The organism is Streptomyces sp. NPDC003943, from assembly GCF_053605265.1.
Map to the genome: position 1 here is coordinate 1 of NZ_JBSGIW010000108.1, position 23,186 is coordinate 23,186.

Annotated in this window: 20 protein-coding genes and 3 pseudogenes; 9 read left to right on the forward strand and 14 right to left on the reverse strand. The window is 72.3% G+C overall.

What is annotated here, in order from left to right; translation table 11 throughout:
* The first annotated feature begins 182 nt into the window (after positions 1-182).
* Positions 183-629, forward strand: a complete 447-nt coding sequence (locus ACWEV0_RS31425; RefSeq protein ID WP_403792036.1) for a DUF2550 domain-containing protein — start codon at positions 183-185, stop codon at positions 627-629.
* A gap of 4 nt (positions 630-633) precedes the next feature.
* Positions 634-1,386 (forward strand): 4'-phosphopantetheinyl transferase family protein, encoded by a 753-nt coding sequence (locus tag ACWEV0_RS31430; RefSeq protein WP_453153083.1) that lies wholly within the window; start codon positions 634-636, stop codon positions 1,384-1,386.
* Here the strand turns inward: ACWEV0_RS31430 and ACWEV0_RS31435 are convergent.
* The 3 genes from ACWEV0_RS31435 to ACWEV0_RS31445 form a co-directional block, all read right to left on the reverse strand.
* Entirely contained in the window at positions 1,367-3,223 is a 1,857-nt protein-coding gene (locus ACWEV0_RS31435) for a glycosyl hydrolase family 18 protein (protein WP_453153084.1), read from the reverse strand. The genes ACWEV0_RS31430 and ACWEV0_RS31435 overlap by 20 nt on opposite strands.
* 135 nt (positions 3,224-3,358) lie before the next feature.
* Positions 3,359-4,000: a response regulator gene (locus ACWEV0_RS31440; RefSeq protein ID WP_453153085.1), complete on the reverse strand. Its 642-nt coding sequence runs from the start codon at positions 3,998-4,000 to the stop codon at positions 3,359-3,361.
* Complete coding sequence (locus tag ACWEV0_RS31445) at positions 3,997-5,205, reverse strand: histidine kinase (RefSeq protein WP_453153087.1); 1,209 nt, start codon at positions 5,203-5,205, stop codon at positions 3,997-3,999. Before ACWEV0_RS31445 ends, ACWEV0_RS31440 begins: the two co-directional genes overlap by 4 nt.
* A 161-nt stretch (positions 5,206-5,366) precedes the next feature.
* Here ACWEV0_RS31445 and ACWEV0_RS31450 point away from each other — a divergent pair.
* Positions 5,367-5,939 (forward strand): annotated as a pseudogene (locus tag ACWEV0_RS31450) (hypothetical protein); the annotation flags it as partial.
* Between the two features lie 96 nt (positions 5,940-6,035).
* On the opposite strand, the gene ACWEV0_RS31455 reads toward ACWEV0_RS31450, so the two are convergent.
* The 3 genes and pseudogenes from ACWEV0_RS31455 to ACWEV0_RS31465 form a co-directional block, all read right to left on the reverse strand.
* Positions 6,036-6,608: a cob(I)yrinic acid a,c-diamide adenosyltransferase gene (locus tag ACWEV0_RS31455; RefSeq protein ID WP_453153088.1), complete on the reverse strand. Its 573-nt coding sequence runs from the start codon at positions 6,606-6,608 to the stop codon at positions 6,036-6,038.
* 13 nt (positions 6,609-6,621) lie between these two features.
* Positions 6,622-7,371, reverse strand: coding sequence for an ABC transporter permease (locus ACWEV0_RS31460; protein ID WP_453153089.1), 750 nt, complete (start codon positions 7,369-7,371; stop codon positions 6,622-6,624).
* A gap of 11 nt (positions 7,372-7,382) precedes the next feature.
* A pseudogene (locus ACWEV0_RS31465) lies at positions 7,383-8,075 on the reverse strand (ABC transporter ATP-binding protein); the annotation flags it as partial.
* 162 nt (positions 8,076-8,237) lie between these two features.
* On the opposite strand from ACWEV0_RS31465, the gene ACWEV0_RS31470 reads away from it, so the two are divergent.
* From ACWEV0_RS31470 to ACWEV0_RS31485, 4 genes are all read left to right on the forward strand, one after another.
* Positions 8,238-8,873 (forward strand): TetR/AcrR family transcriptional regulator, encoded by a 636-nt coding sequence (locus ACWEV0_RS31470; protein ID WP_453153090.1) that lies wholly within the window; start codon positions 8,238-8,240, stop codon positions 8,871-8,873.
* A 175-nt stretch (positions 8,874-9,048) separates the two neighbouring features.
* Positions 9,049-9,897 carry a 3-hydroxyacyl-CoA dehydrogenase family protein gene (locus ACWEV0_RS31475; RefSeq protein ID WP_453153092.1) on the forward strand — a complete coding sequence of 283 codons (849 nt, stop codon included), beginning with the start codon at positions 9,049-9,051 and terminating at the stop codon, positions 9,895-9,897.
* Between the two features lie 196 nt (positions 9,898-10,093).
* Positions 10,094-10,417, forward strand: coding sequence for an STAS domain-containing protein (locus tag ACWEV0_RS31480; RefSeq protein ID WP_365338237.1), 324 nt, complete (start codon positions 10,094-10,096; stop codon positions 10,415-10,417).
* Positions 10,418-10,622: 205 nt separating this feature from the next.
* Entirely contained in the window at positions 10,623-13,376 is a 2,754-nt protein-coding gene (locus tag ACWEV0_RS31485; protein WP_453153093.1) for an ATP-binding protein, read from the forward strand.
* A gap of 72 nt (positions 13,377-13,448) precedes the next feature.
* Here the strand turns inward: ACWEV0_RS31485 and nucS are convergent, their stop codons facing one another.
* Entirely contained in the window at positions 13,449-14,120 is a 672-nt protein-coding gene (nucS, locus tag ACWEV0_RS31490) for an endonuclease NucS (protein ID WP_453153094.1), read from the reverse strand.
* A gap of 272 nt (positions 14,121-14,392) precedes the next feature.
* Between nucS and ACWEV0_RS31495 the strand changes: the two genes are divergently transcribed.
* Complete coding sequence (locus tag ACWEV0_RS31495; RefSeq protein ID WP_403792013.1) at positions 14,393-14,785, forward strand: SCO5389 family protein; 393 nt, start codon at positions 14,393-14,395, stop codon at positions 14,783-14,785.
* Positions 14,786-14,904: 119 nt separating this feature from the next.
* Here the strand turns inward: ACWEV0_RS31495 and ACWEV0_RS31500 are convergent, their stop codons facing one another.
* On the reverse strand, positions 14,905-15,948 hold the full coding sequence (locus ACWEV0_RS31500; protein WP_453153095.1) for an LLM class flavin-dependent oxidoreductase: 1,044 nt from the start codon (positions 15,946-15,948) through the stop codon (positions 14,905-14,907).
* Between the two features lie 234 nt (positions 15,949-16,182).
* On the opposite strand from ACWEV0_RS31500, the gene ACWEV0_RS31505 reads away from it, so the two are divergent.
* Complete coding sequence (locus ACWEV0_RS31505; RefSeq protein WP_453153096.1) at positions 16,183-16,509, forward strand: ATP/GTP-binding protein; 327 nt, start codon at positions 16,183-16,185, stop codon at positions 16,507-16,509.
* Between the two features lie 6 nt (positions 16,510-16,515).
* Here ACWEV0_RS31505 and ACWEV0_RS31510 read toward each other — a convergent pair whose 3' ends face one another.
* The 6 genes and pseudogenes from ACWEV0_RS31510 to ACWEV0_RS31535 all read right to left on the reverse strand — a co-directional run.
* The gene (locus ACWEV0_RS31510; protein ID WP_453153097.1) at positions 16,516-17,337 is read right to left on the reverse strand and encodes an ABC transporter permease; all 822 of its coding nucleotides are present in this window, start codon (positions 17,335-17,337) and stop codon (positions 16,516-16,518) included.
* Positions 17,334-18,473 (reverse strand): ABC transporter ATP-binding protein, encoded by a 1,140-nt coding sequence (locus tag ACWEV0_RS31515; RefSeq protein WP_453153098.1) that lies wholly within the window; start codon positions 18,471-18,473, stop codon positions 17,334-17,336. The genes ACWEV0_RS31510 and ACWEV0_RS31515 overlap by 4 nt, the downstream gene beginning before the upstream one ends.
* A 163-nt stretch (positions 18,474-18,636) precedes the next feature.
* The gene (locus tag ACWEV0_RS31520; protein WP_453153099.1) at positions 18,637-19,416 is read right to left on the reverse strand and encodes an ABC transporter permease; all 780 of its coding nucleotides are present in this window, start codon (positions 19,414-19,416) and stop codon (positions 18,637-18,639) included.
* Positions 19,417-20,403 (reverse strand): ABC transporter ATP-binding protein, encoded by a 987-nt coding sequence (locus tag ACWEV0_RS31525; protein WP_453153101.1) that lies wholly within the window; start codon positions 20,401-20,403, stop codon positions 19,417-19,419.
* A 121-nt stretch (positions 20,404-20,524) separates the two neighbouring features.
* Complete coding sequence (locus ACWEV0_RS31530) at positions 20,525-21,460, reverse strand: coiled-coil domain-containing protein (protein WP_403792001.1); 936 nt, start codon at positions 21,458-21,460, stop codon at positions 20,525-20,527.
* A 114-nt stretch (positions 21,461-21,574) separates the two neighbouring features.
* Positions 21,575-23,186 (reverse strand): annotated as a pseudogene (locus ACWEV0_RS31535) (hypothetical protein); the annotation flags it as partial.

Consider the following 23,186-nt stretch of genomic DNA (forward strand, 5'->3'; position numbering starts at 1 on the left):
CCGGCTGTCGAACCGGCTGCGCGGCTAGGTCGTGGCCGGAAGGACGCACAGGAGCGGCGCCCTCCCGGCCGGGGTGAGGTCCCGCCTCACAGCAGTGCCGCGGCTGAGGCGATGCAGATGCAGGTTGTGTTCGGTCCGGCCGGGTCCACCGGTCACGGGAAGCTGCGAGGAGGTCGGTGAAGATGTTCCTCGCGCTGCTCCTGTGCGGCCTGGTCGTCGCACTGCTGGTGATCGGGCTCTTCGTCTTCGGCTTGCGCCGCAGGCTGATCCAGCGGGCCGGCGGCACCTTCGACTGTTCCCTCAGATGGAACGTCCCCGAGACGCCGGACCTCTCCGGCAAGGGCTGGGTGTACGGCGTCGCCCGCTACAGCGGTGACGAGATCGCCTGGTTCCGCGTGTTCTCGTACGCCCCCCGCCCGAAGCGGATCCTGGAGCGCTCGGCCATCGAGGTCCTGGAGCGCCGGATGCCCGAGGGCGAGGAGGAGCTGGCGCTGCTTTCCGACTCCGTGATCCAGGGCTGTCTGGTCCACGGGACCCGCCTGGAGCTGGCGATGAGCGAGGACGCGCTGACCGGCTTCCTGGCCTGGCTGGAGGCGGCGCCGCCCGGCCAGAGGGTTAATGTCGCCTGATTCGATGGACAAGAACTTCGTACGGCCCGGTGAGTGCCATGTGTGGACCGCCCGGGCCGTTTCCGTTGCCCACGATCTCTCCGTGCTCCTCGACGAGCGGGAACGCCGGGTCTACGAGTCGCTCACCGAGGAGCGGGTCCGCGCGCAGTACGTGACCGCGCACGCGCTGCTGCGTACGGTGCTCGGCGAGGTGCTCGACCGGGATCCCGTCTCGCTCTCCTTCGACAAGGGCCCGCACGGCAAGCCGTACCTGGCCGGCGCTCCCGTGGAGTTCTCGCTGTCCCACTCGGGCGAGCTGGTCGCGGTCGCGCTGTCCCTTCAGGCCCCGGTGGGCGTGGACGTGGAGCGGGTGCCGGAGCCGTCCGCCGAGCTGCCGCTGCCGGTGCTCTCGCCGGCCGAGCGGGCCGAGTACGACAAGGTGCCGGAGCCGGAGCGGGCGGCCGCGTTCGCCACGTACTGGGTGCGCAAGGAGGCGGTCCTGAAGGCGACGGGGGAGGGGCTGCGGGTGGATCCCGCGCGCCTGACGGTGGCCGCCCCCGACCGGCCGGCGGAGCTGCTCGGCTGGCGGGGGCGGGACGGGCGCGCGGAGGCGGGTCGGGACGGGGACAGGGACGGCGTACAGCCGCACCCGCCGGTGCGGCTGTACGACCTGGACGCGGTGGACGGTTACCGGGGGGCCGTGGCCCTGCTGGGCGGGCCCCACCGGATCGTTCCCCGGTCCTGTTGGCCGTGGCCGGCTAGCTCAGGCCGCTGTTGATGGCGCCGACGAGCTCGCCGTTGGCGGTGTCACCGCTGAACTCCCAGAAGAACGCGCCGCCGAGGCCCTGGTTCCTGGCCCAGCTCATCTTGGAGGTGACGGTGGCGGGGGTGTCGTAGCTCCACCAGTTGGTGCCGCAGTGGGCGTAGGCGGTGCCGGCGACGGTGCCGGTGGCCGGGCAGGAGCCCTTGAGCACCTTGTAGTCCTCGATGCCCTGCTCGTAGGTGCCGGCCGCCGGTCCGGTGGCGGTGCCGCCGGGGGCGTCCTGGGTGACGCCGGTCCAGCCGCGGCCGTAGAAGCCGATGCCGAGCAGCAGCTTGTTCGCCGGGACTCCCTTGGCCTTGTACTTGGCGATCGCCTCGGCGGAGTTGAAGCCCTGCTGCGGGATGCCGGGGTACGAGGTGAGCGGGGAGTGCGGGGCGGTCGGGCCCTGCGCGGCCCAGGCGCCGAAGAAGTCGTACGTCATCACGTTGAACCAGTTCATGTACGGCGCGGCGCCCGCGTAGTCGGTGGCGTCGATCTTGCCGCCGGTGGAGGCGTCGGCCGTGACGGCCGCGGTGACGATCGCGTTCTGGCCGAACTTGGCGCGCACGGCCTGGATCAGGTTCCTGAACGCGGCCGGGCCGCTGGTGTCGCAGGACAGACCGCAGGCGTTCGGGTACTCCCAGTCCAGGTCGATGCCGTCGAAGACGTCGGCCCAGCGCGGGTCCTCCACCAGGTCGTAGCAGGACTGGGCGAAGGCGGCCGGGTTCGCCGCGGCCTGGCCGAAGCCGCCGGACCAGGTCCAGCCGCCGAAGGACCAGATGACCTTGATGTTCGGGTAGAGCTTCTTCAGCTTGCGGAGCTGGTTGAAGTTGCCGCGCAGCGGCTGGTCCCAGGTGTCGGCGACGCCGTCGACGGACTGGTCGGCGGTGTACGCCTTGTCGTAGTCGGCGTAGGAGTCGCCGATGGCGCACTTGCCGCCGGTGACGTTGCCGAAGGCGTAGTTGATGTGGGTGATCTTCGAGGCGGAGCCCGAGGTCACGATGTTCTTCACGTGGTAGTTGCGCCCGTAGACGCCCCAGTTGGTGAAGTAGCCCATCTTCACCGTGTTGCCGGTCGGCGGCGGGGTGGTGCCGCCGCCCGTGGTGTGGACGGCGACCGGGCCGGCGGCGGGGCCGGTCTGGTCGGCGGTGTCGCGGGCGACGACCGTGTAGCTGTAGTCGGTGCCGGCGGTCAGGCCGGTGTCGGTGTACGTGAGGCCCGTGGTCGTGGTGACCCTGGCGCCGTCGCGCAGCACGTCGTAGTTCTTGACGCCCTTGTCGTCGGTGGCGGCGGTCCAGGTCAGCTTCGCCGAGGTGTCGGTGATGTTGGAGGCGACCGGGGTGCCGGGCGCGGAGGGCGCGGTGTCACCGGGCGGCGGGGTGGTGGAGCCGTCGCAGGGGCCGCCGTTGACCTTGCAGCCGCTGGGGGCGCCGGGGCCGGCGCCGTTGTAGCCGAAGGAGACGCTGGCGCCGGGGGCGAGGCTGCCGTTGTACGACTTGTTCCTGGCGGTCCAGTGGGTGCCGGAGCCGGTGACGTCGGCGTCCCAGGCGGAGGTGACGGAGGTGCCGGCCGGGTAGTCCCACTCGACCGTCCAGGAGGAGAGGGCGGTGGTGCCGGTGTTCTTCACCGTCCACTTGCCCTCGAACCCGGTGCCCCAGTCCTGGGTCTTGGTGTACGTGGCGGTGACGGAGGTGGCGGCTTCGGCGGGGGCGGCGAGGCCGACCAGCGCGGCCAGGGGCAGGGCCAGGGCGGTGAGACCGGCGGCGACCCGGCGTCTCAACCCTGCTCTGCGCGGCGGTGCTTGAGTGCTCAACGGTGCTCCTCAAGTAGCGGACGGTCAACGTGGGGGTGGTCCGTGAGTTGCGCGCGCTCCGTGAGCGTAGAAAGGTCTGTACCAAGCGTCAAGAGGTCCAGACCAACGTCGGAATCCGATCTCTCAGATTCCTCGTCAGACCCCCAACTCCCGAGCGAGGACCGCCGCTTGGACCCTGGACCGGAGTTCCAGCTTGCCGAGCACCTTCGACACATGCGTCTTCACGGTCGCCTCCGCCATCTCCAGCCGCACGGCGATCTCCGCGTTCGAAAGACCCGCGCCGAGCGCCGCAAGCACCTCCCGCTCCCGGGGCGTCAGCGCGTCCAGGACCGCCGAGTCCGGCGGGGCCGGCCGGCTCGGGGCCGCGAACTCGGCGATCAGGCGCCGGGTCACCGCCGGCGCGATCAGCCCCTCGCCGCGCGCCACCGTGCGCACCGCCTCCAGCAGGTCCTTCGCGTCCGTGTTCTTCAGCAGGAAGCCCGCGGCCCCGGCGCGCAGCGCCCCGAACACGTACTCGTCCAGATCGAAGGTGGTGAGCACCAGCACGTCCGCGAGGCGCTCGGCGACGATCTGCCGGGTCGCCGACACCCCGTCCAGCTTCGGCATCTGCACGTCCATCAGGACCAGGTCCGGGCGCAGCCCGCGGGCCAGCTCCACCGCGCGCTCGCCGTCCGCCGCCTCGCCGACGACCTCGATGTCGGGCGCGCTGCCCAGGATGAGCACGAGCCCCGCCCGTACCGCGCTCTGGTCCTCGGCGACCACGATGCGGATCGTCATGCGTCCGGTGTCCTCTCCTCGGCGGGCAGCACCGCCCGCACCTGCCAGATCCTCGCCCCGCCCCCGTCGGCCGCGGGCCCCGCGTCGAACTCCCCGCCGAGCAGCGCCACCCGCTCCCGCATGCCGACCAGACCGGCCCCCGAGCCCGGCGCGCGCGGCCCGGGCCGCTCTCCGAACCTGCTGGTCACCCGTACGGTCAGCGCCTTGGCGTCGCGGGCCAGGAACACACCGACCGGGCCGGCCCCGGCGTGCTTGAGGGCGTTCGTCAGCGACTCCTGCACGATCCGGTACGCGGCCAGCTCGACCGGCGCCGGCAAGGGCTCCTCGTCCTGCGCGCGGGAGTCGTCGAGCGTGACCGTGAGGCCGCTCGACGCGCCGTTCGCCTGCGCCTGCGCGACCAGCGCGGCCAGGCCCGAGAGCCGGGGCGCGGCGGCCGGCTCGGCGTCGGTGTCGCTGTCCCGCAGCAGCCCGATGAGCCGGCGCATCTCGGCGAGGCCCGCGACGCTGTTCTCCCGGATCACGGTCAGCGCCCGCTGCGTCGTGCCCGGCTCGTCGATCGACAGCGCGGCCGTGGAGTGGATCGCGATCGCCGACAGGTGGTTGGCCACCATGTCGTGCAGCTCGCGGGCCATCCGGGCGCGCTCGGCGGTCACCGCCTGGGCCCGGTCCATCTCGGCGAGCAGCGCCGTCTGCTCGGCCCGCAGTCGGGCGGCGTCGGCGGCCTGCCGGTGGTTGCGCACGATGGCGCCGGTGAGCGCCGGCAGGAAGCTGATCATCCCCGAGAGGACGCCCACCAGCAGGGCGACCGCGTTCTGCCACCAGATCAGCAGCACCACGGTGATGGCGACGGTGACCAGGCCCGTGGTGTACGGGATGCGGCGGGCGGAGGCGGGCGTGCCGTACACGACCGCCGCGTAGACCACGTCCGTGAACATCAGCACGGTGGCGAGGTTGCCGCTGGTGAGCTGGTCCGCCGCGATGGCGGCGGTGCCGACGATCAGCGCGGTCTGCGGGGCCGTGCGGCGCAGCGCCTCCATGGCCGCCATCACGGTCAGCGGGATCAGCGTGGCCCAGCTCTGCCCGAAGAGGTGGCTGCCGGTCACGTACAGACCGAAGAACCACAGGACCAGCCCGCCGGCCAGGCCGATGAAGGCGATCAGCAGATCGTCGCGATGGGGCCGGGGGAGCGGTCGGGGGAGGCGCACCCGTCCATCCAACACGCTGTCGTCCGGCCGGACGTCCTCGCCGAGGGCGAGTCTTCCCCGTCCGTCCCTCCGTCGAAGGATGTAGGCGCGGTTCCTCACCGCCGACGACGAAACCGCCCTGGACGGTCGCGAGCCTGGAGACGTACCGAAAGGGGAGATCCGTGATCGTCACACTCGTCGTGGTCTGCGAGGTCGGCTTCTGGGTGCTGCTCGCCGCGGGCCTCGCCGCCCGCTATCTGCTGAGGATGCCGCGCACCGGCCTCGCCCTGCTGCTGTGCGAGCCGCTCCTCGAGGTCGTGCTGCTGGTCGCCACCGCCGTCGACCTGAGGAACGGCGCCGACCCGAGCTGGAAGCACGGGCTGGCCGCCGTCTACATCGGCTACACCGTCGGCCACGGCCACCGCACCGTGCAGTGGCTCGACGGCCATGCCGCGCACCGCCTGGGCGGCGGCCCGCCGCCGCCGAAGCCGCCCCGCTACGGGACGGCCCGCGCCCGCCACGAGGGCGCCGTGTGGCTGGGCACGCTGGCCGGCGCCGTGGTGGCGACGGTGCTGCTGCTCGTCGCCGTCTGGTATGTGGGCGACGCCGGCCGCACCGAGTCGCTCAAGAGCTGGATCCTCGCGGCCTGGCGGGCGGTCGGCATCCACGGCCTGATCGCGCTGTCGTACGCGATCTGGCCGAAGAAGGACCCTGCCGCGAAGGCGTCAGCGGTCGCCGCCCGGGACCCAGAGGACGTCCCCGACCGCCTTGTTCGCCGTCCTGGCAAGGATGCTGCATCTCCCGGGGGACAACCCCCGGACCCCCGGCAGAGGGGCGCGTCGGGGGCGGCGTCAGCGGTCGCCGCCCGGGACCCAGAGGACGTCCCCGACCGCCTTGTTCGCCGTCCTGGCAAGGATGAAGAGCAGGTCTGACAGCCGGTTGAGGTACGTGGCGGTCAGCGGGTTCATCGTCTCGCCGTGCACCTCCATCGCGGCCCAGGTGGAGCGCTCCGCGCGCCGGACCACCGTGCACGCCTGGTGCAGCAGTGCCGCGCCGGGCGTGCCGCCGGGCAGGATGAAGGAGCGCAGCTTGTCGAGCTGCTCCAGGAAGCGGTCGCAGTCCGCCTCCAGCTTGTCGATGTACGACTGCTCGACGCGCAGCGGCGGGTACTCGGGGTCCGCCACCACCGGGGTCGACAGGTCCGCGCCCACGTCGAACAGGTCGTTCTGGACGCGGACGAGGACCTTGACGACCTCCTCGTCGAGCTGCCCGAGCGCCACGGCCGTGCCGATGACGGCGTTGGCCTCGTTGGCGTCGGCGTAGGCCGAGATCCGCAGATCGGTCTTGGCGGTCCGGCTCATGTCGCCGAGGGCGGTGGTGCCCTGGTCGCCGGTGCGGGTGTAGATGCGCGTCAGATTGACCATGGGACCAGCGTAGTTACGCGCCGGCCTTCCGGAACGTGCGTGTGCCCACCGTCACGGCGAGTGCCGTGAGTCCGGCCGCGGCGAGGACGCCGTACAGCATCGTGGCGGTCGCGTAGTGCCCCACGTACGCGTCCCGCACCGCGTCGACCAGATAGCGGAACGGCATGAAGTGCGAGAGCACGTCGAGCCAGCCGGGGGCGAGGGCCATCGGGAGCATCAGGCCGGACAGCAGCATCGAGGGCATCGCCAGGGTGTTGACCGCCGGGCCGAACGCCTGCGGGCTCGGCAGCTTCAGCGCGAGCACGTAGGAGAGCGAGGCGAGCGAGAAGGTGAGCAGGGCGACGAAGCCGAAGCCGACGAGGATGCCGGCGAGCGGCGCCCGCAGGCCCATGAGCAGGGCGGTGAGCACCAGCAGCACGCTCTGGAAGAGGAACAGCGCGGCGTCCCGCAGGGTGCGGCCGAGCAGCAGCGCGAGGCGGCTGACCGGGGTGACCCTCATGCGTTCGAGGACGCCCCAGTTCTTCTCCATGATGACGGCGAAGCCCGCGAACGAGGCTCCGAAGAGGCCGAGCTGGAGCAGTAGGCCGGGGACGAGGACCTGCCAGGAGTCGCCGGTGCGGCCGAGCGGGAGCCCGGTGAGCAGCGGGCCGAAGAAGAACAGGTAGAGCAGCGGCATCAGCGCGCCGAAGAAGATCTGGAACGGCGAGCGCAGGGTCTGCCGGGCGTAGCGGCCGAAGAGGACCGCGGTGTCGTGGAGAAGCATCGGGTGGGCTCCTAGACGGCGACGGGCGTGGTGTCGACGGGCGCGGGGGCGCGCCCGGTGACGGCGAGGAAGGCGTCCTGCAGGGTGTCGGCCCCGTGCGCGGCCTTGAGCGCGGCCGGGGTGCCCTCGGCGGCGACGACGCCCCGGTCGATGATCACCAGGCGTTCGGCGAGGGCGTCGGCCTCGTCGAGGTAGTGGGTGGTGAGGACGACCGTGGTGCCCTGCTCGTCGCGCAGCCGCCGCACCAGGTCCCACAGGGCGGCGCGGCTGCCCGGGTCGAGACCGGTGGTGGGCTCGTCGAGGAAGAGCAGCGCGGGGCGGTGGGTGAGGCCGAGCGCGAGGTCGAGCCGGCGTCGCTGGCCGCCGGAGAGCGCGGTGGTGGAGCGGTCGAGCAGCTCGGTGAGGTCGAGGTCGCGGGCGAGTTCGGCCGCGCGCTCGGCGGCCTCGGCGCGCGTGAGCCCGTAGAGCCGGCCCTGGAGGACGAGTTCCGAGCGGACGGTCTCCTGCGGGTCGGTGCCGCCGGACTGGGCGACGTAGCCGATCTGGCGGCGGACGGCGACCGGGTCGCGCAGCAGGTCGTGGCCGGCGACGGTGGCGGCGCCGCCGGTGGGCGGGAGCAGGGTGCTGAGCATCCGCAGGGTGGTGCTCTTGCCGGCGCCGTTGGGGCCGAGGAAGCCGAGGATCTCGCCGGGGCGGACCGTGAGGTCGATGCCGCGGACGGCCGGCACCTCGCCCTGTTTCGTGCGGAAGGTCCGGGAGAGCCCGGACGTGCTGATGATGGGCATGGCGACCACAAAAACAGAGTCTCTGAAATTTTGCAACGTCCCCAAAATTTCAGGGCGCCTAGGAATGCCTAGGATGGCGCCATGGCTGAAGGGCTGAGGGAGCGCAAGAAGCGCCAGACGAAACAGCGGATCTCGGACATCGCGACCGGGCTCTTCCTGGAGCGCGGCTTCCAGGCCGTCACGGTGGCGGAGATCGCGGAGGCCGCGGACGTCTCCGTCAACACCGTCTACAACTACTTCCCGGCCAAGGAGGACCTCTTCCTCGACCGGATGGAGGGCGTCACCCACCGCCTCGCCCGGATGATCCGCGGCCGCGATCCCGGCGAGTCCGCCGCCCGGGCCGTGCTCCGCGAGATCCGCGGCCATGTCACGGCGGTCTCGCCCGCGTACGGACTCATGACCGGCTTCGCCGACTTCATGCGGGTCATCGACGGCGCCCCCACCCTCCAGGCCCGGCTCATGGCCCTCCAGCAGGAGGTCCGCCGGACCACCGTCGACGCCCTGCGCGAGGAGGCCGGCACCGGCCCCGACGACACGATGCCGCTGCTCGTCGGCGGCCAGATCGCCTGGATCCAGGGCGCCGTCGTCGAGTTCATCAGCGCCGAGATGACCGCCGGCCGCGACCCGGGTGAGGTGTCCCGCGAGGCCCTCGGCCTCCTCGACGACATCGAGGACCTGCTCAGCGAGGCGGTGCTCGACTACGCGGTACGGGCGTAGGCGCCCCCGCGGAGCTGTCGCGAGTGTGACGTCCGTCAAAGCGGGCGTGACGTGCCTTACTAAGCGGTCACATGGTGCCCCCGGGCCGCTAATCTCCGCCGAAGAGCCAGAGGTGAACAGTCGTTAAGCGCGGGATGCATCGCATGCGCGCCATGGGTGATTTGGGGTGGAAGACGTGGCACGGAAGCTCGCCGTCATCGGGGCCGGACTCATGGGGTCCGGCATCGCGCAGGTCTCGGCCCAGGCCGGCTGGGACGTCGTCCTGCGCGACGTCACCGACGCCGCGCTGACCCGGGGCACCGACGCCATCAGGACCTCGTACGAGAAGTTCGTCGCCAAGGGCAAGCTGGACGCCGCCGACGCCGAGGCCGCCCTCGGCCGGATCACGGCCACCACCGACCTCGACGCGGTCGCCGACGCCGACATCGTCGTCGAGGCCGTCTTCGAGAAGCTCGAGGTCAAGCACGAGATCTTCCGCTCCCTCGACAAGATCGCCAAGGACGGCGCGGTCCTCGCCTCCAACACCTCCGCCATCCCGATCACCAAGATCGCCGCGGTGACCGGGCGCCCCGAGTCCGTCGTCGGCGTTCACTTCTTCTCGCCGGTCCCGATGATGCAGCTCGTCGAGCTGGTCCGCGGCTACAAGACCAGCGACGAAACCCTCGCCACCGCACGGGAGTTCGCCGAGTCCGTCGGCAAGACCTGCATCGTCGTCAACCGCGACGTGGCCGGCTTCGTCACCACCCGCCTCATCTCGGCGCTCGTCGTCGAGGCCGCCAAGCTCTACGAGTCGGGTGTGGCCACCGCCGAGGACATCGACATCGCCTGCAAGCTCGGCTTCGGGCACGCGATGGGCCCGCTCGCCACCGCCGACCTCACCGGCGTCGACATCCTGGTCAACGCCACCAGCAACATCTACACCGAGTCCCAGGACGAGAAGTTCGCGCCGCCGGAGCTGATGCGCCGGATGGTGGACGCGGGTGACATCGGCCGCAAGAGCGGGCAGGGCTTCTACACGTACTGACGTCGCCTCAGCACGTAGGCCGGGGCGGTGAACCGATTCCGCACAGGGGTCCGATCGCCCCGGCACCATCGCCCCCAGGGGTGAATTTCGATATCGGTTCGCTTACAAGGCGCAACGCTTCTGCCGATGCGGAAGTCAAGCGTTGCGAAGACGGGCACACGACCGGGCAACGACGGAGCACTCTCGGGGAGCGCATATGCACATCAGGGGCGACCACGCCGAACTGGTCGTCGGGGGCCGCCTCGACGTCCGAAGCGCGGCGGACGCCCGAACGGTCCTGCACTCGGCGGTCGACGACGGATCCGGCGACCTCGTGCTCGACCTGACCGGCCTCGACTCCTGGGACGCCACCGGACTCGGCGTCATCATGGGCGCCCACCGCCGGGCCGGCCGCTGCGGCCGTCGACTGGTGCTGCGCGGAGTGCCGCCCCAGATGCAGCGCCTGCTCGTCGCCACCCGGCTGCACCGCATCCTCGCCATCGAGGGCGGCCTCGCCGCGGAGTCGCTGCCGCGCGTGTGACGTCGACATATGACAAGGTTGGCGCGCGTGTGACCCCCGGGGCGGCGGACGGCGTGTGAAGCACCTGTGAGAACCAGGCGTCACACCCAATCCTCACAAGACCGTGACGTCTTGGTCTCCACCCCACCCCACCTGTTCCCGCAGCTCGGACAACCGTCTAGGGTCGGCTCGCCTGCACATCGCCCGCCGCTTGGGAGCTTGGACCATGGACCCGATCAACCGGGGACCGGAGGACTACGGTCACGACACCGAGGGCGAGGACGCCCGCCCCGGCCTCGCCGCCCCCCCGCCCGCGGCCGGCGCCCCCACCCGGGTACGCACCGCGCGCCTCGTCTCCGGCGGCCTGCTGCTCACCCTCAACCCCCTCGACGGCAGCGAGATCGAGGTCTGCCCGCCCGCCGAGCTGCCCGCGGCCCCCCGCCGCCGCACCGCCAAGGAGCGCGCCGAGGTCGCCCGCGCCGCCGCCCCGCCCGTACCGCCCGGACCCACGGCCCCCGCCCTCCCGCTGCTCGAACGGCAGGAACAGCGCGAACAGCTCGTCCAGCACCTCACCCGCGGCCGCTCCGCCCGGCTCACCGGCCCCGCCGGCTCCGGCCGCACCGCCCTGCTCGACGCCGTCGCCGCCGACTGCGCCGGCATCGCACCCGACGGCGTCGTCCGGCTCTCCGGCCACCACCGCACCCCCACCGAGCTGCTCTACGAGCTCTTCCAGGCCGTCCAGTACGCCCCCGGCTTCCGGCCCGACCGCGAGGAACTCCTCCTGGAGGTCCGCTCCATCGGCGCCATCGTCGTCGTCGACGACCTCGAGTTCGGCGGCGCCGCCCTCGACCAGCTTCTCGACGCCACCCCCGACTGCGCCTTCCTGTTCGCCGTCACCCCCGACACCCCGGCCGCCTCGCCCGAGGCCGGCCTCGAAGAGCTCGCGCTGCCCGGCCTCGCCCGCGCCGCCGCCATCGAACTCCTCGCGGCCGCCACCGGCCGCGAGCTCGACGAGGACGAGACCAACTGGGCCGGTGACCTCTGGTTCGAGTCCGAGGGTCTGCCGCTCCGCTTCGTCCAGGCCGGCGCCCTGCTGCGACAGCGCGACCGACTGCGCGTCGGGCCCGCCGAGTTCGACGCCTTCGGAGCCCTCGAAGAGGCGTTCGGCCCGTCCGGACTCCCCGCGGCCACCCCTGCCGTCGACGACCCGGACGTCGAACTGCGCGAGATGGCGCTGCCGAGCCTCGCCGAGGGCGCCGCCCCCGCGAGCCTGCTCGCCTCCCGGCTCAGCCGCGCCGCCCAGGACACCCTGCGCTTCGCCGTCGCCCTCGGCGGCGAGGTGCCGCACCAGGCCCATCTGCCCGCCCTCGTCGGCGACACCCACGCCGACGCCGCGGTCGGCGAGCTCATGTCCGTCGGCCTGCTCTCCCCGGTCGGCCCCCGCTACCGGCTCGCCGCCGGGGTCCTCACCCAGCTGGTCGCCGAGGCATACGAGCCCGACCCCGCGGCCCGCGCCCACACCGCCGCCGAGCACTACGCCTGGTGGGCCGGCCACCCCTCCGTCACCGCCGACCGCGTCGTCGCCGAGGCCGACTCGCTGCTCGCGGCGCTGGCCGCGTCCGTCTCCGGCGCCGACGCCGAGCGCCACACCAGCGCCGTCAAACTCGCCCGCGGCGCCGCGCCCGCCTTCGCCGCCGGACTGCACTGGGGCGCCTGGGAGCGGGCCCTGCGCGGCGGCCAGGAGGCCGCCCGGCTGGCCGGCGCCGTCGCCGAAGAGGCGTACTTCCACCACGAGTTGGGCGTCCTCGCGCTCTGTCGGGGCAGCCTCCAGCGGGCCCGCGCCGAACTGGAGGCGTCCATCGCCCTGCGCGGTGCCCTCGCCGACAAGCGCGGCACGGTCGCGGGCCGCCGAGCCCTCGCGCTCGTCGCCGACCTGACGGGGGAGAGCAGCGCGCCGCTGGAGCTCACCCCGCCGGCGCCCGCCGCGCCCACCCCGGCCCTCGGGTCCGCCTTCGGGGCCGCACCGGGCTCCGCGCCCGGATCGGCGTCCGGCTCCGCGCCCGGGTCGGCGTCCGGCTCCGGCTCCGCGTCCGCGCCCGGGTCGGCGTCCGCATTCGGAGCCGCGCCCGCGGCCGGCAAGTCCGCCGCGCCCGACCCGCTCGCGTCGGGCCTGCCGCGCCGTGACGGGCCCGCCTCGCCGCCGCGCGGCATCCCGGTGGCCGGCCCGCCGACCGGCCCCACCGTCCCGGTGGCCGCGCTCCCGGCCAAGCCCGCCTTCCCGGACCTCGCGCCGCCGACCCCGGCCAAGCCGATGCCCCCGGTGGCCTCCAAGGCGTCCCTCGACGCCTTCGCCTCCTTCGACAAGGAGGCCCCGACGGTCGTCGTCGGCCCGCCGGTCCCGGCCGCGGGGCCCGCCCCGGGGTCCGCCCGGCGCGGCGGCGGCCTGCGGTCCGGCATCCTCACCGGCGCCCGCCGCAACCTGGCCGCCGTCGGCGCGGGCGCCCTGCTCGTCGCCGTACTCGGCACCGTGGTGACCCTCGGCGCCACCTCCGGCAACGGCGACGACACCGGCACCGGCGACCGGGTCACCTCCGACAGCACCGCGACCCAGGACACCACCCAGGACGGCACCGGCGGCGAGACCGAGCCCAGCGAGGGTGCCACCGACAGCCCGAGCGGCCCGGCGTCCCCGGACGCGACCGGCACGGCGAGCCCGAGCGCCACCGGCTCGGCCGGCACCACGACGAGCCCGTCGGCGACGCCGTCGGCGACGGACGGCACACAGCCGACGGCCACGGCGACGACGAAGCCGCCGAAGCCGTCGCCGACGCGGACGGCCAGTCACACGCCCTCGACCTCGCCGACGCCGAGTGAGTCGCCGTCGAATACGCCGAGCGATTCGCCCTCGCCGACCGTTTCACCCAGCGGCACCGCCACCGGCACCAGCTCCTCCACCGTCAGCGGCTCCCCGGCCACCTGACCGGCGCACGCGAAAGGCCCGGGTGCGGTCCACCGCACCCGGGCCTCCGTCGTACCGCCGTACCTGCCGGCGTCAGAACAGCCGCAGCTTGTCGTCCTCGATCCCGCGCAGCGCGTCGTAGTCGAGCACCACGCAGTCGATCCCGCGGTCGTTCGCCAGCACCCGCGCCTGCGGCTTGATCTCCTGCGCCGCGAAGATGCCCTTCACCGGCGCCAGGTGCGGATCGCGGTTGAGCAGCTCCAGGTAGCGGGTCAGCTGCTCCACGCCGTCGATCTCGCCGCGCCGCTTGATCTCCACCGCGACCGTCGCCCCGTCGGCGTCCCGGCACAGGATGTCGACCGGGCCGATCGCCGTCGGGTACTCGCGGCGGACCAGCGTCCACCCCTCGCCCAGGGTCTCGATGCGGTCCGCGAGCAGCTCCTGGAGGTGCGCCTCGACGCCGTCCTTGATGAGGCCCGGGTCCACACCCAGCTCGTGCGAGGAGTCGTGGAGGATCTCCTCCATCGTGATGATCAGTTTCTCGCCCGCTTTGTTGATCACGGTCCAGGTGCCCGCCTCACCGTCGACACCCTCCTTCAGGGTGCACGGCGGCGACATCCAGTTCAGCGGTTTGTACGCCCGGTCGTCCGCGTGGATCGAGACGCTGCCGTCGGCCTTCACCAGGATCAGACGGGGAGCGGAGGGCAGGTGGGCCGTGAGCCGACCGGCGTAGTCCACGGAACAACGGGCAATGACGAGACGCATGGTCCGCAACGCTACAAGACGGACGCCGTCCGGCGCGATTCGGGCGCCGGCGGGGCGCCGCCGACCGCCCGCCGACCGCCCGGCGCACGCCGGGGATGCGCCCAACAACCGTCACTTATCGGCCGGTTGTATGCCCATTCTCCTGGTGCGGGCCCGACCCGGCGCTTACCGTGGAGGACAGGAGGTCGTCGCCCGTGCACGCTGCGTGCGCGCCGCCGGCCCCTGTCCCTGCCCGCAAGACCCCGCCCGTCGGGGTCGCGAGAGGAGAACCCATGTCGCTCGACGTCTCACCGGCGCTGTTGGCACAGGCCGAGCGAGGCGAGGTCGACGAAGCCGATTTCGTCGACTGCGTCCGGACCTCCCTGCCCTACGCATGGGAGATGATCAGTTCTCTGGTGGCACAGCTGAAGGTCGACGGCGGAGAGTTCGCCGACAACCAGACGCCGCCGCCGAATGAGCAGGCACGTGGTCAGCTGCTGCGCGCTCTCGCGAGCGATGCCATCCGTGGTGCGCTGCAGCGGCACTTCGGGGTGCGACTCGCCTTCCAGAACTGCCACCGGGTGGCGGTCTTCCCCCTGGACCCCTCGGTGGACGAGCGGCTCGCCCGCTTCACCTCCGTACGGGGGCAGCTCCTCAACCAGTCGCCGGAACTGCGCGACTGCTGACAGACAGGCCCGGTGCCGCCGCCCCGCGTCGCGGGAGAGCACGACTGATGCGGGAGCGGCGACACGGTCTCTTTACGGCCATTCTCATCCGTCATATGTCACCCGTCCCGGGCCCCGGGTCACCCGAGCAGCGGGAGCACCTCGGCGCCGAGCCGCCGGACGTTCTCCTCCGTGGCCGCGAGGTCGCCGGAGCCCTCGGCGAGCAGCGCGAAGCGGCTGATGCCCGTGCGCTCGGCGGTCGCCGCGAGCCGGTCCGCCGCGAGCCTCGGCGTGCCGACCGGGTGCAGCCCGCACAGCAGCTCGGTGTACGCGACGGGGTCGCGCATCACGCGATGCCGGCCGTCCACCGTCACATGGGCGTCGAGCCCCTGCTTCAACCAGCCCGGCATCGCCTTCACCAGCGCCTCCGCCGCCTCCGGGGCGCGGTCCGCGAGCTGGACCACCCCGGCCGACACATGACCGGCGCCGATCCGCGCGATCTCGTCCGGGTCCCGCCCGGCCTCCCGGGCGCACCGCTCCCAGCACGCCACCATCTCGGCCTTGTCCTCGTCGCCGCAGTGCATGCCGAGCAGCATCGGCAGCCCGCGCTCGGCGGCGAGCCGCACGCTCTTCGGCGAGGTGCAGGCGACCAGGACCTCGGGGGACTCCGGCCCGCCGATCAGCTCGCCGGGCGCCGGGACGACCGCCACCTCGCGGAAAGCGAATCGTTCCCCCTGAGCCCCGTCGGCGCCGACCCGCTGCTCGGTCAGCCAGCGCAGGAGCAGGTCGAGCGATTCGGGGAAGCCCTGCTCGTACGCCCGAAGACCCGCGCCGAAGACCTCCAGGTCGACCCAGGGACCGCCCCGGCCCACCCCGAGGGTGAACCGGCCGCCCGAGACCAGGTGCAGCAGCGCCGCCTGCTCGCCGAGCGCCACCGGGTGCGCGCTCGGCAGCACGCTGACGGCCGTGCCGACCCGGATCCGGCGGGTCCGGCCGAGCAGCAGCGCGGCCAGGGTGACGGCCGACGGGCACACCCCGTACGGCACGAAGTGGTGCTCGGCCAGCCAGACGGAGTCGAGCCCCGCCTCCTCGGCGACCTCGGCCGTCCGCACCGCCCGGTGCAGCGCCTCCTGTTGACCCTGGCCCGGGAACTGGGCGGCCAGGACGAACGTACCCACGCGCATCACGCTTCTGCCTCCTCGCGGCCGGCGCGTCTCCCCCTCGGAGCTGCTCCTCGGAGGTCCCCCGGTGAACCCCTCGTACCGGCATCAACGCCTGACACGTGCCATAGGCAACGGCCGAACATGAAGTTCTTGCGATTTTCCGCTGATCGCCCATGGGCGGGTTCGGAGTCACCCCGTCGCGCGCCGTACGCTGGACGGAACCGTCCGTGTTCCCGTCCCCAGTGAGGTGTAGAAGTGTCCCCGCGCCACAACCGCTCCCGCGGAGCCGCGAAGCCGGCACGGCAGGACGACCAGGGCGACCGGTACGGCGGTGTGCAGAACACCGAGACCTGGCAGGGCGAGGAGTGGTTCGTCCGCCATGTCGCCGGGGCCAGCTCGCCCGGGAAGCGCTACCGCTGCCCCGGCTGCGACCAGGAGATCCCGCCCGGCGCCCCGCACGTCGTGGCCTGGCCGGAGTATGGCGGCGTCGACGACCGCCGGCACTGGCACAAGGCGTGCTGGAACGCGAAGGACCGCCGCACCACGCGGGTGCAGCGGTCCCGTAACGCGCCTCGTCACTGACCTCGGTCAGACATCCCGGTTGTTCAGCAGCGCGTACGCGCCGCCGAGCACCGCGGCCGCCAGCCCGGCCAGGATCAGCACGGGCTCCCAGCCGGCCGGGCCCTGGTCGTTGAACGGCGCGGTCTCGCTGTACAGCGCGATCATCTGCGAGGGGATCGCGTACGTGAACAGCGCCTGCTGCACCGAGTGCAGCGCGGGGTTGAACATGAAGAGCGCCGCCACCAGCGGCAGCAGCAGCACGCCGATCATCACCGTGATCGCGCCCGCCGAGTGCCGCATGATCGCGCCGACGCCCATCGCGATCAGCCCGAGCAGCGCCAGGAACAGGCCCGCGCCGAGCGTGGCCCGCAGCCACTCGCCGGCGGTCGGCCGCGGGGCGTCGAGCATGCCGACCTGGATCGCGCCGACCACCGCCGCGAGCACCGTGACGAGCGAGAAGACCAGCAGGAAGAAGACGATCGCCTTCGCCGTGAGCACCCTGGACCGGCTGGGGCAGGCGGTCAGCGTCGTACGGATCATGCCCGTGCCGAACTCCGAGCTGATCGTGAGCACGCCGAGGGTCATCACGCAGATCGAGGCCGGCAGCATGCCGAAGAAGCCCATGCCGAGCGCGGACTGCTCCGCCTCCGAGGTGTCCGTGGTGCCGGCGACCGCGGCCACGGCGAGGCCGATGCCCAGCATCAGCAGCATCATGACCCCCAGCGTCCACACCGTGGAGCGCACCGAGCGGATCTTGGTCCACTCGGAGGCGAGCGCGTCACCGAGGTGCGCCTTGCGGACCGGGATGGGGGAGACGTAGGCGTACGGGGACGGAGTGGGCGCGGTCATCGGGCGTCCTCGGGGTTCTGCGGGGCCTGGGCCTGGGGCTGCTGCTGTGCGGCCTGCGGTGCCTGCGGGGGCTGCTGCGGGGTGGCGTACGGGTTCTGTCCGGGCGGCGGCGGGGCGTACCAGCCCTGCTGCGGCACCTCCGGGATCTCGTACCCGGGCTGCTGCGGATGCGGCAGCTGGTGCGGCGGCAGCGGCGGCTGGAGGTGGGCGAGCCGGTCGTCGGTGGAGCGGTAGTCCACGGCGCCCTGCGTCAGCCGCATGTACGCCTCCTCCAGCGACGCCTGGTGCGGGGAGAGCTCCCACAGCCGCACGTCCGCCCCGTGCGCCAGGTCGCTGATCCGCGGCAGCGCGAGACCGGTCACCCGCAGCGCCCCGTCCGGCTCCGGCATCACCTGGCCGCCGGCCTCGGTGAGCACGGCCGTCAGCTTCTCCCGCTGCTGCGGCTCGGTCTGCGGGGTGCGCACCCGGGCGAAGTCCGAGGAGTTCGCCGCGATGAAGTCCGTCACGCTCATGTCGGCGAGCAGCTGGCCGCGGCCGATCACGATCAGATGGTCGGCCGTGAGCGCCATCTCGCTCATCAGGTGGCTGGACACGAAGACCGTCCGGCCCTCGGCGGCCAGCTTCTTCATCAGGTTGCGCACCCAGAGGATGCCCTCCGGGTCGAGCCCGTTGACCGGCTCGTCGAAGAGCAGCACCTGCGGGTCGCCGAGCAGCGCCGCCGCGATCCCGAGCCGCTGCCCCATGCCGAGCGAGAAGCCCTTGGAGCGGCGCCTGGCCACGTCCTGCAGACCCACGACGCCCAGCACCTCGTCCACCCGCTGCGCCGGGATGCCGGCCAGCTGGGCGAGGGAGAGGAGGTGGTTGCGGGCGCTGCGGCCGCCGTGCACGGCCTTGGCGTCGAGCAGCGCGCCGACCTGCCGGGGCGCGTTCGGCAGCTGCCGGAACGGGTGCCCGCCGATCGTCACGTGCCCGGCCGTCGGCCGGTCCAGGCCGAGGATCATCCGCATGGTCGTGGACTTGCCGGAGCCGTTGGGCCCGAGGAAGCCCGTGACATGGCCGGGCCTCACCTGGAAGGAAAGGTTGTACACGGCCGTCTTGGCGCCGTAGCGCTTCGTCAGGCCGACTGCCTCGATCATTCTTGTGGCCCCATCGACAGGTCAGGTCGTCGTCGGGGCATGACGGCCTAGGCCGGAGCCCCCCGTACGAGCGAAGAGCTTATCCAGCCGTTTACGGTTCCGGCGAAGCGGAATCGTGACCTGCGGCGCGGCCGAAGCCGCGCCGGGGCCCGGCATCGGCCGGTCACGCGTCCCGCTTCTTCAGCACCAGATAGCCGCCGAGCAGCGCCGCCGCCACCCAGATCAGCATGATCCCGAGCCCGCCCCACGGGCCGTACGGCGCCTTCTCCGAGTTCATGGCGTTGGGGACGACCCGCATGATCTTCGAGCCGGCCTGGTCCGGGAAGTAGCGGGCCACCTCCTTGGCCTTCGGCACGGCCGACAGGATCTGCGAGACCAGGAAGAAGAACGGCACGAGGATGCCGAGCGACAGCATCGAGGAGCGCAGCATCGCCGCCACGCCCATGGAGAAGATCGCGATCAGGCCCATGTAGAGCCCGCCGCCGATCACCGCCCGCAGCACGTTGTCGGCACCGATGGAGGTCCGGTGCGTGCCGAGCAGCGACTGCCCCAGGAAGAAGGCGAGGAAGCTCGTCGCGAGCCCCACCAGGAGCGCGAGCGCGCCCGCCACCGCGATCTTCGAGAAGAGGAAGGTCGCGCGCTGGGGCACGGCGGCCAGCGAGGTGCGGATCATGCCGGAGGAGTACTCGGTCCCCACCACCAGGACGCCGAAGACCACCATCGCCAACTGCCCCAGGATCATCCCGTAGAAGCTGACCAGGGTCGGGTCGAAGGTGGCCCTCTCGACCTCCCGCATGTCGTCGTAGGTGGCGTTCGTCAGCGCGCACAGCGCCGCGCCCATCGCCACCGTCACGAGGAGTGCGCTGGCGAGCGTCCACACCGTCGAGGACACCGTCCGGATCTTGGTCCACTCCGACTGGAGGACCGCGGCTGCCGCTGCCATCTACCGTGCTCCCTCGAAGTCCTCGTCGCCGAAGCTCTCGCCCCAGCGGGACCCGGACGCGGGCCCGCCGTCGTGCACGTCAGTGCCGTGCGCGTGGTACTCCACCGCGGCCGCCGTCATCTGCATGAACGCCTCTTCGAGCGAGGCCTGCTGAGCGCTCAGTTCGTGCAGCACGATGTGGTTCGCCGCGGCCAGCTCGCCCAGTTTCTCCGTCGTCGTCCCGTCCACCTCCAGGACCCCGCCGGCCGTCTCGACCGCCAGGAACCCGTTGGTGTGCAGCACGTCCCGCAGCCGCTCCTGCTGCGGCGAGCGGAGCCGTACGTAACTCCGGGAATTCTGCTGGACGAAATCCGCCATCGACGTGTCTGCCAGCAGCTTTCCCTGCCCGATGACGATCAGATGATCGGCCGTCAACGCCATTTCACTCATCAGATGACTCGAAACGAAGATCGTCCGGCCTTCCGCGGCAAGTGCCTTCATCAGATTGCGGATCCAGTGAATTCCCTCGGGGTCCAGACCATTGACGGGTTCGTCGAACATCAGGATCTCCGGGTCGCCGAGCAGCGCCGACGCGATTCCCAGCCGCTGCCCCATGCCCATCGAGAAGCCCTTCGACTTCTTCCGCGCGACCGCCGTCAGACCCACCAGTTCGAGCACCTCGCCGACCCGCCGCCGCGGGATCCGGTTCGACTGGGCCAGGCACAGCAGGTTGTTGTACGCGGAGCGGCCGCCGTGCATCGCCTTGGCGTCGAGCAGCGCCCCGATGTACTTCAGCGGCTCCCGCAGCTCGCGGTAGTGCTTCCCGTCGATCCGCACCGTGCCGCTCGTCGGGTTGTCCAGGTCGAGCATCATCCGCATCGTCGTCGACTTGCCCGCGCCGTTGGGCCCCAGGAAGCCGGTGACCACCCCCGGCCGCACCGTGAAGGTGAGGTGGTCGACCGCGGTCTTCGATCCGAAGCGTTTGGTGAGGCCCTCCAGCTCGATCATGCGTACAACCTAAGGGCACGCGAAACCCCCCGCCACCGGAGTGACAGGGGGTTTTCGCGGAGCCGGTGCGCCGTCGCGACGTCAGGGGGTCAGCACGACGACGGCCGATGCGGCAGGGGCGTCAGCGCGTCTGCTGCGCCGGGACGCCCGCGGTGCGCTCCTCGTCCAGCGGGGAGCCGGCCGCCGCCACCGCGGCACCGGTCAGCGTGGCCAGCATCTCGCGGACGTTGGTCAGCTGCGCGTTGATGGAGTCGCGGCGGTTCGTCAGCGCCGCGAGCTCGCGCTCCGATTCCGAGCGGATCCGGTCCGCCTTGGCGTTCGCGTCGGCCACGATGTCCTCGGCCTGGCGCTGCGCGGTCTCCACCGTCTGGCGGGCCCGGCGCTCCGCGTCCGTACGCAGCTTCTCGGCCTCCAGGCGCAGCTGCTCCGCCCGGTGCTCGATCTCCGCCAAGCGCTTCTCCGCCTTCGCCTGACGCGAGGCCAGGTCGCGCTCCGACTGCTCGCGGCGCTTGGCCAGGTTGGTCTCGAAGTCCGCGGCGGCCTGGGCGGCCTTGGCGCGGGTCTCCTCGAAGAGGGCGTCGGCCTCCTCGCGCTTCGACTGCGCGTCCTTCTGGGCCTCGGCACGCAGCGAGTTGGCCTCGCCCTGGGCCTTCTCGACGATCCGGACGCCCTCGTCCTCGGCCTTCGACTTGCGCTCGGCCGCGAACGCCTCCGCGTCGTTGCGGACCTGCTGGGCGGCCGACTCGGCCAGCTCACGGTGCTGCTCGGCGGCGCGACGGGCCTCCTCGCGCAGGTCCTTCGCCTCCTCCTCGGCGAGCCGCAGGATCTTCTCGACGCGGGCGCCGAGACCGGCGTACGACGGCTCCGCGTCGGACACCTGGGCCTGGGCGTTCTGCGTCTCGAGGTGGAGTTCCTCGATGCGCTTTTCCAGAGAGGTGATTCGGGCCAGAGCACTGTCACGGTCGGCGACGAGCTTGGTAATGCGGTCGTCCACCTGACCGCGGTCGTAACCACGCCGCACGAGCTCGAAGCCGAAGGGGGAGGAAGTGTCGCTCATGGGGTTCCTGTCGAATGAGACCGGTGAGGTGTTAGAGGGAATCCTAGGGGTCGAAGCGGCGTGTCATCGAGCGTATGCCCGTTTGATCTGGAGAATGTCCAGCCTTTTGAGTGGCTAGCTCTCGGAGGACTTGCCACCCGAACGAGTGGCCCCCGCGGACGCGCCCGTCTTGAGGCCGTCCTTCGCGCCACTGCCCGGCGCCTCGAAAGACTCCAACGCCTCCAGGACGTCCTGGACACGGGAGATCTCGGCATTGATGTCCTGGCGCCTGCGGGTCAGCATGTCCAGCTCGCGCTTGCCGTCGGTGACCGTCTTCTCGGCCTCCGCCACCGCGTCCGCCTTGATCTTCTCCGCCTCCGCGACGAGCCGGGCCTTTTTCTGCTCGGCCTCCTTCAGGAGCCCCTCGGCCTTCTTCACGGCCGCGATCCGGACCTTGCTGGCCTCCGAACTCGCCTCCGAGATCATCTCCTTGGCCTTCTCCTCGGCCTCGGCCTTCTGCTCCTCCGCGGCCTTGACCAGCTTGTCGACGCGCTCGCCGGCCGACTTCATCTGCTCGGCGGTCTCGCGCCGCGCCCGCTCGTGGAGTTCCTCGATCTCGCTCTCGATGCGGCCCCGCAGCTCCTCCGCCCGCTCCCTTATGGCGGTGGCGTCACTGCGCGCCCCGACGAGCAGCTCGTCGGCGTCCGTACGGGCCTTCTCCACCAGGGTGTTGCCCTCGATGGTCGCCTCGGCGACGATCCGCTCGGCCTCCTTGCGGGCCGCGCCGACCATCGTGTCCGCCTGCTCCTCCGCCTCGGTGGTGGCGCGCAGCGCCTCCTCCTGGGCCTTGGTCATCAGCTGGTCGGCCTGCTCGGCCGCGTCCGCGCGCTTCTTCGCGCCGGCCTCGCGGGCCTCGTCGAGCGTGCGGTCGGCCTCGGCGCGCGCCTCGGAACGCATCTCCTCGGCCGCGGCCTCGGCGTCCGCCCTGACCTTGGCGGCCTCGACGGCGATCCGCTCGGCCTCCGCCGTCGCCTCCGCGACGAGGGCCTCGGCGGCCTGCCGGGCCTCTTCGAGGACCTCCTCGGCCTCGACGCCGATCCGCTCCGCCTCCGTACGGGCCTCGCCGATGAGCGTGTCCGCCTGCTCGGCGCCGTCCGCGCGCCGCTTGTCCGCGGCCTTGCGGGCCTCGTCCAGGATCCGGTCGGCGTCCGCGAGCGCGGCACTGCGCAGCGCCTGCGCGTGCGCCTCGCCGTCCACCTTGACCTGCTCGGCCTCGGCCCGCAGCCGGGCCGCCTCCTGCTCGGTCGCGTCCAGGAGTTCGGCGGCCTCGGTGGTGAGCCGTTCGGCCTCCGCCGCCGCCTCGCTGATGAGGGTGTCGGCCTGTTCGGCGGCGTCGGCACGGCGCTTGTCGGCGGCCTTGCGGGCCTCGTCGAGGACCTGTTCGGCGTCGGCGCGCGCGGCGGCGCGCAGGGCCTCGGCCTCGGCTTCGCCGTCGGCCTTGACCTGCTCGGCCTCGGTGACGAGTTCGGCCGCTTCCGCGGTGAGCCGTTCGGCCTCCGCCGCCGCCTCGGTGATGAGGGTGTCGGCCTGTTCGGCGGCGTCGGCACGGCGCTTGTCGGCGGCCTTGCGGGCCTCGTCCAGGACCTGCTCGCCGTCGGCGCGCGCGGCGGCGCGCAGGGCCTCGGCCTCGGCTTCGCCGTCGGCCTTGACCTGCTCGGCCTCGGTGACGAGTTCGGCCGCTTCCGCG

Coding starts and splice junctions, on each gene's coding strand:
- ACWEV0_RS31530 (WP_403792001.1), bottom strand. CDS start 21,460: ATGAGCGACACTTCCTCCCCCTTCGGCTTCGAGCTCGTGCGGCGTGGT.
- ACWEV0_RS31455 (WP_453153088.1), bottom strand. CDS start 6,608: ATGGTCAATCTGACGCGCATCTACACCCGCACCGGCGACCAGGGCACC.
- ACWEV0_RS31510 (WP_453153097.1), bottom strand. CDS start 17,337: ATGACCGCGCCCACTCCGTCCCCGTACGCCTACGTCTCCCCCATCCCG.
- ACWEV0_RS31500 (WP_453153095.1), bottom strand. CDS start 15,948: ATGCGCGTGGGTACGTTCGTCCTGGCCGCCCAGTTCCCGGGCCAGGGT.
- ACWEV0_RS31440 (WP_453153085.1), bottom strand. CDS start 4,000: ATGACGATCCGCATCGTGGTCGCCGAGGACCAGAGCGCGGTACGGGCG.
- ACWEV0_RS31430 (WP_453153083.1), top strand. CDS start 634: ATGGACAAGAACTTCGTACGGCCCGGTGAGTGCCATGTGTGGACCGCC.
- ACWEV0_RS31520 (WP_453153099.1), bottom strand. CDS start 19,416: ATGGCAGCGGCAGCCGCGGTCCTCCAGTCGGAGTGGACCAAGATCCGG.
- ACWEV0_RS31525 (WP_453153101.1), bottom strand. CDS start 20,403: ATGATCGAGCTGGAGGGCCTCACCAAACGCTTCGGATCGAAGACCGCG.
- ACWEV0_RS31515 (WP_453153098.1), bottom strand. CDS start 18,473: ATGATCGAGGCAGTCGGCCTGACGAAGCGCTACGGCGCCAAGACGGCC.
- ACWEV0_RS31470 (WP_453153090.1), top strand. CDS start 8,238: ATGGCTGAAGGGCTGAGGGAGCGCAAGAAGCGCCAGACGAAACAGCGG.
- nucS (WP_453153094.1), bottom strand. CDS start 14,120: ATGCGTCTCGTCATTGCCCGTTGTTCCGTGGACTACGCCGGTCGGCTC.
- ACWEV0_RS31480 (WP_365338237.1), top strand. CDS start 10,094: ATGCACATCAGGGGCGACCACGCCGAACTGGTCGTCGGGGGCCGCCTC.
- ACWEV0_RS31495 (WP_403792013.1), top strand. CDS start 14,393: ATGTCGCTCGACGTCTCACCGGCGCTGTTGGCACAGGCCGAGCGAGGC.
- ACWEV0_RS31460 (WP_453153089.1), bottom strand. CDS start 7,371: ATGCTTCTCCACGACACCGCGGTCCTCTTCGGCCGCTACGCCCGGCAG.
- ACWEV0_RS31425 (WP_403792036.1), top strand. CDS start 183: ATGTTCCTCGCGCTGCTCCTGTGCGGCCTGGTCGTCGCACTGCTGGTG.
- ACWEV0_RS31485 (WP_453153093.1), top strand. CDS start 10,623: ATGGACCCGATCAACCGGGGACCGGAGGACTACGGTCACGACACCGAG.